This window comes from Acidovorax sp. Root275 (assembly GCF_001428965.1).
In the GTDB taxonomy this organism is placed as follows: Bacteria; Pseudomonadota; Gammaproteobacteria; order Burkholderiales; family Burkholderiaceae_C; genus Acidovorax; species Acidovorax radicis.
In genome coordinates this window covers 1033256-1045073 of the sequence record NZ_LMJH01000008.1, presented here as the reverse complement: position 1 = coordinate 1045073, position 11818 = coordinate 1033256, and the positions used below count along the sequence as shown (strand labels likewise).

The following is an 11818-nucleotide window of genomic DNA, read 5'->3' as shown; positions in this document are numbered from 1 at the left end:
GGGGGGGGGGGGTGAATGGAGGCTTTGCGCTCACTGCGGCAACAGGCCCAGGGCCTGGCGCAGGGTGGAGACGGCGGCGGCGGCATCGATGCGGGCGCGTGCCCACTGGCGCTCGGCCTGCACGGCTTCGAGCTCCACGCGCAGGCGCGTGGGCCAGTCTGCCTCGCCCAGGCGGAAGGCCTTGTCGATGAAGTCGCGCGTGTCGCGCGCCAGGGCTGCATGGCGGGCCATGGCCTCGCGCTGGGCCTGGGTAGCCTTCACACGCGCCGCAGCGGCGGCCACGTCGGCCGCGAGGCGGTCCTGCTCGGCGCGGGCGCGCACCTCGGCATCGAGTGCGTCGGCTCGGGCCGCTGTCTCTTTGGCGCGCGCACGGTCGCCACCGCCCAGGGGCACGCGCACGCCGACGGTGAAGCTTTGCAGATAGCGGTCGCCGGCCTGCTCGCGCCCGCGCGTGGCGGCCACCGTCAGCTCGGGGTTGGCGCGCGTCTGCACGGCGGCCAGGTCGGCGGCGCGGCGCGCCACTGCGGCCTGGTCCTGCCAGTCGGCCACCGCCGGGTGGTCGGCGGGCAGGCCGGGCGCTGGCAGGGCTTCGGCCTCGGGGTCTGCGCCGTCGGCCAGCACCACGTTGCCGCCCCAGGCCGCCAGGGCTGCCTGCGCCACATCGCGCGCGCCCATGGCTTCGGCCACAGCGGCCTCGGCCTGGGCCACGGCGCCGTCGGCCTGGGTCTGGTCGGCACGGGACATGTCGCCCGCCTTGAAGCGGCGTGCCACATCGGCCGCCAGGCGCTGTGCGTTCTGCAGCCGGTCCTGCGCCAGGCCCAGTTCTGCCTGCGCGCGCTGCAAGGCCCACCAGGCTTCGCGCACAGTGGCGGCAAGCTGCAGCTGCGCGGCCAGGCGGCGGCTTTCCACGGCCTTGATCTCGGCGTCGCCCAGTGCGGCCTTGCGCGCTCGCTCGCCGGGCAGCCACAGCGGCAGGGCCACGCCCACCTCGTACTCGCGGCTGCCCTGGTTGCTGCCGGGGCGGTCGCTCTTGCGCGACAGTTCCAGCGCGGCGGGCTCGGCCGTCCAGGTGTCGGCACCGCTGCGTGCAGCCTGTGCGGACTCGCGTCGCAGGGCGGCCGACTGCGCCTCGGGCTGGCGCTCCCAGGCCCTGTCGAACAAGGCTTTGAGCGTGAGCGGCGGCGGCGGCGACTGGGCCAGCGCGGCACTGCCGGCCAGCGCCCATGCCAGGGCTATAGCGGCCATGCGCAGCCGCGGTGTGTGCTTGGTTCTTCTCTTTCGTTGCATCCGATTCCTCTGCAGTGGCCGGAGGCCACGGGGTTGAAATCGGCAAGGCACGACACCCGGCACGCATGCACGCGCGCACCGCTGCTGCCCGCCAGGGCAGCGTGGAATCGTCAGGAAGGGGCTACCCGCAGCCCGCCTCGCCGCTCAGGCGAGGACGGACCAGTTGGGGCGTTCGGGGCGGGAAAGCGGGGGATGCACCCAGGCCGGAGCCATTTGGGGCGCAGGACGGCTCACCGAGACCACGATGGCCTGGGCGCTCGCGCTCAAGGCCATGCCGCTGCCCACGCCGTGGCAGGCATGGCAGTCCATGTCCGCCGTGCCGGAGGTGGCGAGGCCCATGTGGTCCGGTGTCTCGCTCGCCAGGGAAGGCGCCGCATGCGCACCATCGGCCTGGTGCTCGTGCACGTGGTGGCCGAAGTGCGATGCCTGCGGCGCTGCCTCGTGCCCGCAGTACGGCGATGCCGCGGCCCAGATGGACTGGAGCGGCATGAACAGCAGCAGGAAGACGAGAAGCAGGCGGCGCATGGTGTGCGCGCATTCTAGTGACAAGATGGCGCGGCGCAGCATGCGCCACTGCGCATATCCCCATGCGCCCAAGGGCAAGGCTCCGGCAGATGACCGAATCGTCATCTGCGCTTCATCCAGCCGCCACCAGGAACTGCGGCGTGCCGTCGTTGGCGCACACCTCGGAGCATTGCACGCCCCATACGCGCGCGATGGCGGCAGCGTCCAGCGTTTGCCCCACGGGCCCCACGTCGCAGCGCCCTGCCCCCATCAGCACCACATCGTGCGCGTAGCGCAGCGCCAGGTTCAGGTCGTGCAGCACCGCCACCACGCCAATGCCCTGCTCCACCGCCCAGCGGCGCGCCAGGGCCATGGCCTGGTGCTGGTGGGCCAGGTCGAGGGCGGCGGTGGGCTCGTCCAGCAGCAGCCAGCGCGTAGCGCCGTCGGGCCGGGGCTCCCAGATCTGCGCCAGGGCACGGGCCAGGTGGGCGCGGGCCCGCTCGCCGCCCGACAGGGTGTTGACGCCGCGCTGCGCCAGGTGGGCCACACCGGTGGCCTCCATCGCATCGCGGGCGATGCGCGCCTCGTGCTGGCTGGGCGACTGGCGATGCGGAAAGCGCCCCATCTCCACGACCTCCTGCACCGTGAAGTCGAAGGCCACCGCAGTCTCTTGCGGCAGCACGGCGCGCAGGCGCGCCAGTTCCAGCGCGGCAATGACCGAGAGCGCCCGGCCCCCCAGGCTCACCGCCCCCGAGCGCGGCGCGCGCTGGCCCGAGAGCATGGACAGCAGCGTGGACTTGCCCGCCCCGTTGGGCCCCAGGATCGCGGTGAAACGCCCCGGGGCCAGGCGTGCATGCACGGTGGCCAGCAATGGGCGGCCCGACAGGCCCACCCCCAACTGATCGCACACCAGCGGATCGCCGGCATGGAGCGAGGCCGCGTTCATACCTTTCTCCTGAACTGGCGCAGCATGGCCAGGAACAGCGGCACACCGATGAAGGCGGTGAGCACCCCCAACGGCAGCTCCGCCGGCTTGACGACGGTGCGCGCCACCACGTCGGCCGCCAGCACCAGCGCCGCGCCCAGCAGGGCCGAGCCCGGCAGCACCACGCGGTGGTCGGGCCCGGCCACCAGGCGCACCCAGTGCGGCGCCACCAGGCCGATGAAACCGATGATGCCGGTAGCGGCCGTCACCGCGCCCACCGCCAGCGCGGTGACCAGCACCGCCAGGCGCTTGGTGCGCTCCACCGGCACGCCCAGCAACGCGGCCTGCGCCTCACCCAGGGCAATCGCATTGAGCGGGCGAGCGAGCGCCAGGCCCAGCCCGCAAGCGACGGCGACGATGGAGCCCACCAGCGCCACGGCGCTCCAGCGCGCACCGCCCAGGCTGCCCAGCAGCCACATCTGGATGTTGCGCAGCTGTTCGTCGGTGGAGATGAAATTCAGGTAGCCCAGCCCCGCCAGCGCCAGTGCATTGACGGCCACACCGGCCAGCAGCATCAGCCCCATGCGCGTGCCGCCATCGGCCTGAGCCAGCCCGTAGATGAGTGCGGTGACCAGCACGCCGCCGCCAAACGCCATGCCCACCAGCGTCCAGCTGCCCAGCGTGCGCGGCAGGTCGGGCAGCCAGTGGCTGCCCAGCACGATGGTGAGCGCAGCGGCCAGCGCGGCCCCGCTGCTCACGCCGATCAGGCCCGGGTCGGCCAGCGGGTTGCGGAACAGGCCCTGCATCAGCGCGCCGGCCAGCCCCAGGCCTGCCCCAGCGGCCACGCCCATCAACAACCGGGGCAGCCGGATGTTGATGAACACCAGATATTCGGGCGCCTGCTCGGCCGACGGCGCCGCGCCCACGGCCTGCAGCAACACCTGCCACAGCTGGGCTGGCGCAATGGCGTACGCGCCTTGCGTGCTGGCCCAAACGAACGCGAGGCCCACCAGCGCAACGCCCCACAGCAGCGCTGCGCGCGGCGACAGGCGCCGCAAAGACCAGCGCGCAACCGACTGCGCCACGGCCACGCCGCTCACGCCGTGATCGCCTGCGTGCGGGTGTGCAGCTCGCGCACGGCCCCGGGCAGGCGCGGGCCAAAGCCCAGCAGGTGGCTGGCCTCCATGGCCACCAGCGCCTTGCGGCGGAACGCGGGTGTAAGCGCCAGTTCAGGCCGCTGCCAGAAGGCTGCATCACCACCCAGCGCTTCGATGCCCTGCGTGCTGTTGAGCAGCACCTCCGGCGCGGCGCTGGCCATGGCTTCGGCCGTCAGCGGCCGGTAGCCTGCGAACTGCGTGATGGCGTTGGTCGCGCCCGCAAATCGGATCAGCGCATCGGCCGCCGTGCCGGTGCCCGCCACCATGGGGCTGCCGCCGTGCGACAGGATGAAGATGGCGCGCGGGCGGCGCGTGGATGCGGCCACCAGCTTTTGCACCGCTGCCCACTGCGCATCCAGGTCCGCCTGCAGGGCCGTGGCCTCGCGTTCGCGGCCTGCCACGCGGCCCACGGTCGCGACCTTGCGCTGCACTTCGTCCCACGTGTGGTCGGCCTTGACCAGTTCCACCCGCACACCGGCGCTGCGCACCTGGTCCAGCACCACGGGTGGCCCGGCCTCGGTGGTACCCACCACCGCATCGGGCTTGAGGGACAACAGCCCCTCGGCCGACAGCTGGCGCATGTAGCCGACCTTGGAGGTCTTGAGTGCGGCTTCGGGGAACAGGCTGGTGGTGTCGGTGCCCACCAGCTGGCCCTGTGCGCCCAGCAGGTAGACCACCTCGGTCAGCGCGCCGCCCAGCGACACGATGCGCGCCGGGCCGGCTGCCAGTGCGCGCTCGGCGCCCAGGGCAGACAGCAGTGGCAGCGCGCCCATGCCGCGCAGCAACTGCCTGCGCTCGCTGTCGGTCAGGCCATCACGCAGCATGCGCCACCTCGTCCTGCTGCGCCTGCGGCAGCCGCGCCACCAGGTCGCGCCAGCCTTGCAGCTCGGGCTTGCCGGGCTTGCGCGCACCGAAGAACATGGCCATCAGCTCGCCCGCATGGTCGAACGCCTCGACCGAGGTGACGACGCCATCGGCCGTGGGTTTTTCAACCACCCACACGCTGGCCACCATGTCGGTGCGCAGGTGCAGGTTGAAGCCCGCGTCCAGCACGTTGATCCACTGCGCGTTCGGCGTATCGAGCGGCTGGATGTTTCGCACCGGCCCGGTGTGGATCTGGATGCAGCCGCCGCTGCCCACGAACACCATGATGGGCAGGCCGTCCACCGCGGCCTCGTCCAGCAGGCGCGGCACGGCCTGGGGCATGGCACGCCAGGCGAACTGGCCTTCGACCAGCCGAAAGCTCTGCTGGCGCTCCACGCCGAACTTCTTGGTGATGCCGAAGAACTCGTGCGTGTCCTTCATAGCGGCCCAGGCCGCGCGCAGGCCGTCGGCGTCGATGTCTGCGTCAGGCAGCACGGCCGCAGGCGTTGGCGCTGTGCCGAACACGTAGCCCGCACTCGGCTGCGCGAAGCGGCTCACCACCGCGTCGAACGCGTCCAGGTCGGTCGCGTCGCGCGTAAAAATCTTGTGCACCGCACGGCCCTGCGCGTTGTAGAACTGCAGGCTGCGCGATGGCGGCTTGGCGGGGTCGTTGGCCAGCTCGGTCACCGCAAAGCCCGCGTGCCACTGTGCAAAGAAAAGGCGCAGGTCGATGTCTTCACCCAACGCGATGCCCACTGGTCCGGTAGCCGACACATGCGCGTACACGCCGGTCTTCTCGTGCACCGTGCCTTCGTTGCGCGTCAGCGCCATCAGCGGGCCGCAGGCCTCGAGCGCCTGCAGAAGGTGCAACCACGAGCCCTGCAGCGGCACGGCTTTGAGCGGGTGCGCGTGCTCACCCGCGTGGGCTGCCACTGCGGCGCCTTCCGACAGCCCCAGGCTCTCAGCCGCGTCCTTGGCGCGTTTACCCGCTGCGCGTGCGGCAGCAAACTGCGTGCGAATGTCCGGCGCAGCAATCGGCGCAGCGGCTGCCCCAACGCCTTGCGTGGTCGTCACGGCGGCGATCATTGCATGGCCTCCGGCGCGGTGTGCCACAGCACGCGGCGCTGCTCGGCAGCCACCATGGCGGCGCTGGCAGCGGTGTCCTGGCGGGCCTTGCACTGCTCTTCCCAACGGCCTTGCAGGCTCCAGACCACCGTGCGGAAGTGGGCGGTGAAGCCGTCGGCGTCGGCCAGCAGCTGCAGGTTGGCCGATATCTTGCGGCCCATGGCGTCGCGGTGGCTGTCGCAACAGGCCTGCACGTAGCCCGTCATCAGGGCGAGCGTGCCGGCCAGCAGCGCCTCGGCGCAGGGCAGGCTGTATTCCTCATCGGTGTGGCTGCCGGCATCGGGCCGGTCGGGAGCGTGGCTCATGGTGGTCTCCTGGGGTGGGTGCCTGGGGATGAAAGCGGAACTCAGAAATCGGCCACCAGCGACACCCGCACGGAGCGGCCGGGCTGGCTGTAGGCGTCGATGAAGTTGGCGTTGGCGGCCAGGCCGCGCACGTCGGCCCAGCGCCAGTGCTTCTTGTCGGTCAGGTTGTAGATGCCGAGGTTCAGGCGCAGGTCCTTGCGGATGCGCCACTGGCCCGACAGGTCGAGCACCGTGTACGACGGCGTGAGGTACTGCGTGCTGCCCGTGGCCAAAGCCACGTCGCTGGGCTTCTTGGCGGCAGCGTGGGTGGCATCCAGGCGCGCCATCCAGCTGCCGGTGTCGTAGCGCAGGCCGGCCGACAGGCGCGATGGGTCCACCGTGTTCACCGGCCTGCCGGTGGCGGTGTCACGGCCGCGCGTCTGGCCGTAGCTGAACGGCGATGTCCATTGCCCACCGGCCCACTGGCCCCAGCGCATGTCGCCCTTGACCTCGAAGCCGTTGAGCTTGACGCGGCCGATGTTGACCGACTGGAACACCAGCGGGTTGCCCGGCGCACCGGTGCCACCCACCTGGCGCAGGTCTTCGATGAAGTCCTTGTAGCGGCCCGTGAACGCTGCAGCTTCGACCGACAGTGCGTCCAGCCGGCCGCGCACGCCCAGCTCGAAGTTCTGGCTCTTTTCGGGCTTGAGGTTGGCGTTGGGCACCGTGCGGTAGTTGCTGACCGGGTTCTCGAAGAAGGCATTCACCTGCCCCGCGTTGGGCGCCCGGAAGCCCGCCGCGTAGTTGCCGAATACGCTCCACTGCTCGCTGGCGCGGTACAGCACACCGAGCTTGGGCGAGGTGGCGTTGCCCGACAGGGACACGGCCTGCGCGCCGAAGCCCGCCTGGTCGGCCTTGATGCGGAAGGTGTCGAAGCGCACGCCGGGCGTGATGCTCCAGGGGCCGGTCACGAACTCGTCCTGCACGTACAGGGCGGCGCTGGTCTCGGTGGTGTCCGGAAAGCGCTTGAGCGGGAAGGTCTCGCCCACGGGCGGGGTCACGCCGGTCTGCAGGTTATCGACCTTGGCGGACGTGTAGTCAAAACCGTAGGTGATCTTCTGCACCAGGCCGCCCGGGCCCGAGCGCAGCACCTTGCTGCCCTGCAGGTTGGCCTGCCAGGTGCGCTCGTCGTAGGTCACGTCGCGCACGCGGTCGGCAGCGGTGTTGCGGTCTTCGGTGACGTACTCGCGCGAGTGGGAATCCTGAAAGCTCAGCGTCGCCTTCACGTCGTCGGCCAACGCCGAGTTCACGCGCCACGAGCCCTCCCATGTCGCGCGGCTGCGCTGCATGTCGGTGAACGAGGTGGAGGCCAGCACGGACGTGGCGACCAGCGGCGGCTTGGAGCGCGCGGTCAGCAGCTCGTAGTCGGAGGTCTTGTCCACATGCTCCAGCGTGAACACATGGCGCTGGCCGCCGCCGGGCGTGAGGATGACCTTGCCCAGCAGCGCGCCGCTCTTGTCCTTTTGCGGATTGGGGCGGGTGCGGTCGGCATTGGCCGCGCTGTTGGTGCCCATGTTGTCGAGCTCGCTGGCACGCGTGACGTTGCCGCCCAGCAGCCACTGCACCGTGTCGCCCGCCTTGCCTGCCAGCGTGGCCCCCACGCGCTTGCCGTGGTCGTCGCCGTCGTAGCCCAGGCTGACCCGGCCACCGATGCGCTTGTCGCCGTCCAGAAATGCCGATGGGTCCGCCGTGATGAAGTTGACCAGGCCCGCCATGCCGTCGGAGCCGTACAGCGCCGACGTGGCGCCGCGCACGACCTCGATGCGCTGCAGCAGGCCGATGTCCAGGTAGTCGCGCCCGAACGCATTGGCGCTGAAGACGTAGCTGCGCGGCAGGCGGATGCCGTCCACCATCATCAGCACGCGGTTGCCGTCCAGGCCGCGGATGTTGAAGCCGGCGTTCTGCTCGCGCCCCGTGGAGCCGCTGGCCAGCGTGAAGCGCGCGGGCGAGCGGGTGACGGACACGTTGGGCAGCTCGCGCGCCACATCGCGGATGTCGCGCACCTGGCCTTCTTCGATGGCCTGGGCGTTGATCACGTCGATGCTCATGGGCAACTCGTCGCGGTCCTGCTCGCTGCGCGAGCCGCTGATGACGACCTCCTTGAGCGCCGGGCCGGCGGCCACGAGCTGCGCCACATCCTGCGCATGCGCGCTGCCGATGGCAGCGCATGCACAGGCCACCAGCCAGGCCAAAGGCCGCAGGTGGCTTTGCGGCGAAGGATTGGATGGCTGCGCCAGGGCGCGCCGGGAGGAAAACGGAGGGGAATGGAATGGCTGCGCCACGGACGGAGATCCTTCTCTGAAACGACAACGAATACAGAGCTGGCTCCATGCAGACGGCCCTGGCTTCTGCGGGCAGAAGAAAGGGCCGTTGTGGCTGGCTGATGCGGTCAATTATATGAGAATAGTTCTCAATACGTAACTAATTTGCAAGGGCCCAGGTAGTACAGGCCTATTGCCAATCTTTCCATCAGAGCATTTCGAGCGCCAGCGCGATGCCCTGACCGCCGCCGATGCACAGGGTCACGATGCCCCGCTTCAAGCCGTCGCGTCGCATCGAATGCAGCAAGCGCGTGGTCAGCACGGCGCCCGTTGCGCCGATGGCGTGGCCGTGGGCGATGGCGCCGCCCTCGACGTTGACGATGTCTTCCGGCAGGTCCAGCTCACGCAGGCAGGCCAGCGTGATCGCAGCGAATGCCTCGTTGATCTCGATGCGTTGGATGTCTGTATGCTTCCAGCCGGCGCGCTCCAGAGCCAGTTTGACCGCTGGCACCGGCCCGATACCGAACATGCCCGGCTCAACCGCCGCGACACCGTGCGAGACCAGGCGCGCCCATGGCTTCAGCCCGTGTTTCTCCGCAAAACCTCGCTCCGCAACGATCATCGCCGCTGCGCCGCTATTAAGCCCTGGCGCGTTGCCGGCAGTGATCGTGCCGTCCTTTCGAAACGCTGGCTTGAGCTTGGCCAGAGATTCGACCGTGGTGTCGGGCCGATGGGCTTCGTCCCTGGAGAAGCTCACCGGTCCCTTGCGGCTGGAGAGTTCGATGGCGACGATCTCTTCCGCGAACTTGCCGGCAGCCTGAGCCGCACTGAACCGTTGCTGTGAACGCGCGGCCCAGCGATCCTGGTCCTCGCGCGTGATGCCGTACCGAGCGACGAGATCCTCGGTATGCCAGCCTGAGTGTTGACCGCTGAACGCATCATGGAGACCATCCCGCAGCATGCTGTCCAGCATCGGGGCGTCTCCCATGCGTTGTCCCCAGCGCGCGCCGGGCACCAGATAGGGGGCCTGGTCCATGTTCTCCATGCCGCCGGCAACCGCAGCCGAGGCATAACCCGCCGCGATCTCGAGTGCCGCCGTTGCGATCGCTTGTGCACCCGATCCGCACACCCGATTCACCGTCAGGGCGGGCACCTGCACAGGCAGTCCGCCGCCGATGGCAGCTTGTCGTGCCGGATTCATCCGCGCGCCGGCCTGTATCACGTGTCCCATCACCACGGTGTCGACCGCTTCCGCGGCCAGACCGGAGCGATGAATCGCCTCGCGAATCACCGCGGCACCCAGTGCGGACGCGGACGTTTCCTTGAGCGAGCCGCCATAGCTTCCGATGGGTGTTCGGACCGGCGAGCAGAGAACGATGTCAGGGGTAGGCATAAGAGCTCCTCAGGTTGTTGCAGGTTGATCGAAGATCAGAAGGGATTCGCGTCGAGCGGCATCAGGCCGCGGCTTTCGGAACGCTCGCGATTCGCATCGCGTCGTTCAACACCTTGGCAGCCACGTCCGGCCGCTCGAGGACGATGAAGTGGCCGGCGCCAGGCACCTGGACAAACTCGGCCGCTGGGAGGAGCTGCTTGTTGGCTTGCCGGTCCGAGGGTCTGGACCAATCCGTCTCTCCGTAGATGAGGTGAACGGGTGCGCTGACCTCGGGGTAGCGGGCGCGGGCCGCGATGAGGCTGGGCAGGTTGCCGTACACCGCGCGGGCGACGACAGGATAGCCGGGCCGACTTCCGACCTTCAACAGTTCATCAAGGTAGTCATCGCGTAGGGCGGCCGTGTCGCCGAGACCTCCACGGAGCACGGCTCCCACGATCGGCTTGGGTTGGACGCTCGCGATGGTCTCGCCGATACCCGGCGCAAGCGCGCCGGTCACGACGAACCGGGCCAGCAGGCTGGACCGCTTGATGCCGCCCGCGTAGTCATAGGCATTGATCGCCACGACCCGCCGCACTCTCTCGGGCAGATCGGCCGCGGTGGTGAGGGCGAGCGTGGCGCCCATCGATTCGCCAAGCAGCGTGACGTCGCGCAAGTCGAGTCGGGTGATGAGGCTCTTGACCGCCTCGCGCATGGCCGGCTCCTCATAGGAGGCGCCCGGCACGATCTGCGAGTAGCCCATTCCAGGCAGATCGAGGGCGTATACCGTGTACCGCTCCTGGACCAGCGGGATGAGGTGACGGAAGTGCTCGGCCTGGGTACGCACGGTGTGCAGCAGGACCAACGCTGGCCCCTTTCCGCCCGAGAGATAGCGCAATCGCCCCAGGCCTCCCTTCTTTGAGCTGAGCGGATCGAGAAAGTGTTCCTCGGTCCCGGGGATCTTGATGTCGGACAGTGGATCATTGCGGGTTGTTGGCACGGTGGGTTTCCTTGAATTTGGGGGGACGTGGCCCAGGGGCCATGGATGGATACTTACTGGCGCAATCAATGCGCCTTCACTCAGCGCAAGGGCTGGTAGCGCGGCGCCACTTCGTTGCTTGACAGGTGGGGCGCCATCGACTTGCGCGCGCCCTCAAAGGCATCCCAGAGGGCACCGTCATGCAGCGCAGGAAGCGTCACCGACTCGCCGCGCTCGAAGCCCTGCAAGGCGGCATCCACCAGGTCTTCGGCACGCATCACGATCTGCGCCGGCAGGTGCTCCACCGGAAGGCCGCCGCGTGCCCAGAACTCGGTGGCCGTCGCACCCGGCAGCACGGCTTGCACCCGCACACCCTTGCCGGCCAGTTCGTGCTGCAGCGATTGGCTGAAGGCCAACACGAAAGCCTTGCTGCCGCCATACACGCCATTCAAGGCTTCTGGCGAGACGGCCGCGACAGAGGCGATGTTGATCAACGCACCGTTGCCGCGTGCCACGAAGCCGGGCACCGCCGCGTAGCTCAGCCGGGTGAGCGCCGTGATGTTGAGGTCGATCATGCGCGCCATCTGGTCCACGTCGCTCTCCAGCAGCGATGTGTGCGTGCCCATGCCGGCGTTGTTGACCAGCAGGGTGATGCTGGCATCGCGCTTGAGCTTGTCCTCCACGCTGCGCAGCGCCACCGGATCGTTCAGGTCGGCGGGGAAGACCTCCACTGCGCGTCCGTGGCGGCTGCTGATCTCCGCGGCCAACGGGTTCAAACGCTCGCGGTTGCGGGCAACGAGGATGAGGTCGTAGCCGCGCTGCGCCAGGCGGTCGGCGTAGAGGGCCCCGATGCCGGAGGAGGCTCCGGTGATGAGGGCGGTGCCCAGGTTCGTCTGCGTCATGGTGGTAATCCGTTTGTGGTTGCGATGGAGCGAATTTTGTGCCGTCTGGTGTCTGGCGTAAATGACGCTTATAGTCACGTTTTATGCCATCAGCTTCGGAG

At 69.3% G+C, this 11818-nt stretch carries 11 protein-coding genes; all 11 read right to left on the bottom strand.

The window, feature by feature from the left end; all coding sequences use genetic code 11:
• Window positions 1-30: 30 nt before the first annotated feature.
• Entirely contained in the window at window positions 31-1245 is a 1215-nt protein-coding gene (locus ASE52_RS14785) for a TolC family protein (protein ID WP_010464078.1), read from the bottom strand.
• A 186-nt stretch (window positions 1246-1431) separates the two neighbouring features.
• Window positions 1432-1812 carry a hypothetical protein gene (locus tag ASE52_RS14780; RefSeq protein ID WP_035198253.1) on the bottom strand — a complete coding sequence of 127 codons (381 nt, stop codon included), beginning with the start codon at window positions 1810-1812 and terminating at the stop codon, window positions 1432-1434.
• Between the two features lie 112 nt (window positions 1813-1924).
• A complete protein-coding gene (locus tag ASE52_RS14775) occupies window positions 1925-2737 on the bottom strand; it encodes a heme ABC transporter ATP-binding protein (RefSeq protein ID WP_010464076.1) in 813 nt (270 codons plus the stop codon).
• Window positions 2734-3816 carry an iron ABC transporter permease gene (locus ASE52_RS14770; protein ID WP_010464075.1) on the bottom strand — a complete coding sequence of 361 codons (1083 nt, stop codon included), beginning with the start codon at window positions 3814-3816 and terminating at the stop codon, window positions 2734-2736. The genes ASE52_RS14775 and ASE52_RS14770 overlap by 4 nt, the downstream gene beginning before the upstream one ends.
• Window positions 3813-4697 (bottom strand): ABC transporter substrate-binding protein, encoded by an 885-nt coding sequence (locus tag ASE52_RS14765; RefSeq protein ID WP_057227070.1) that lies wholly within the window; start codon window positions 4695-4697, stop codon window positions 3813-3815. The genes ASE52_RS14770 and ASE52_RS14765 overlap by 4 nt, the downstream gene beginning before the upstream one ends.
• A complete protein-coding gene (locus ASE52_RS14760) occupies window positions 4687-5823 on the bottom strand; it encodes a hemin-degrading factor (protein ID WP_010464073.1) in 1137 nt (378 codons plus the stop codon). The genes ASE52_RS14765 and ASE52_RS14760 overlap by 11 nt, the downstream gene beginning before the upstream one ends.
• Entirely contained in the window at window positions 5820-6167 is a 348-nt protein-coding gene (locus ASE52_RS14755) for a hypothetical protein (protein WP_010464072.1), read from the bottom strand. The genes ASE52_RS14760 and ASE52_RS14755 overlap by 4 nt, the downstream gene beginning before the upstream one ends.
• Window positions 6168-6208: 41 nt before the next feature.
• Window positions 6209-8443, bottom strand: coding sequence for a TonB-dependent hemoglobin/transferrin/lactoferrin family receptor (locus ASE52_RS14750; protein ID WP_029414103.1), 2235 nt, complete (start codon window positions 8441-8443; stop codon window positions 6209-6211).
• A gap of 232 nt (window positions 8444-8675) precedes the next feature.
• Window positions 8676-9860 (bottom strand): acetyl-CoA C-acetyltransferase, encoded by a 1185-nt coding sequence (locus ASE52_RS14745; RefSeq protein ID WP_057227068.1) that lies wholly within the window; start codon window positions 9858-9860, stop codon window positions 8676-8678.
• A gap of 61 nt (window positions 9861-9921) precedes the next feature.
• Entirely contained in the window at window positions 9922-10836 is a 915-nt protein-coding gene (locus tag ASE52_RS14740) for an alpha/beta hydrolase (RefSeq protein ID WP_057227066.1), read from the bottom strand.
• A gap of 80 nt (window positions 10837-10916) precedes the next feature.
• The gene (locus ASE52_RS14735) at window positions 10917-11717 is read right to left on the bottom strand and encodes an SDR family oxidoreductase (protein ID WP_057227064.1); all 801 of its coding nucleotides are present in this window, start codon (window positions 11715-11717) and stop codon (window positions 10917-10919) included.
• Between the last annotated feature and the right edge of the window lie 101 nt (window positions 11718-11818).

Coding starts and splice junctions, on each gene's coding strand:
- ASE52_RS14755 (WP_010464072.1), bottom strand. CDS start 6,167: ATGAGCCACGCTCCCGACCGGCCCGATGCCGGCAGCCACACCGATGAG.
- ASE52_RS14785 (WP_010464078.1), bottom strand. CDS start 1,245: ATGGCCGCTATAGCCCTGGCATGGGCGCTGGCCGGCAGTGCCGCGCTG.
- ASE52_RS14735 (WP_057227064.1), bottom strand. CDS start 11,717: ATGACGCAGACGAACCTGGGCACCGCCCTCATCACCGGAGCCTCCTCC.
- ASE52_RS14765 (WP_057227070.1), bottom strand. CDS start 4,697: ATGCTGCGTGATGGCCTGACCGACAGCGAGCGCAGGCAGTTGCTGCGC.
- ASE52_RS14780 (WP_035198253.1), bottom strand. CDS start 1,812: ATGCGCCGCCTGCTTCTCGTCTTCCTGCTGCTGTTCATGCCGCTCCAG.
- ASE52_RS14745 (WP_057227068.1), bottom strand. CDS start 9,860: ATGCCTACCCCTGACATCGTTCTCTGCTCGCCGGTCCGAACACCCATC.
- ASE52_RS14760 (WP_010464073.1), bottom strand. CDS start 5,823: ATGATCGCCGCCGTGACGACCACGCAAGGCGTTGGGGCAGCCGCTGCG.
- ASE52_RS14775 (WP_010464076.1), bottom strand. CDS start 2,737: ATGAACGCGGCCTCGCTCCATGCCGGCGATCCGCTGGTGTGCGATCAG.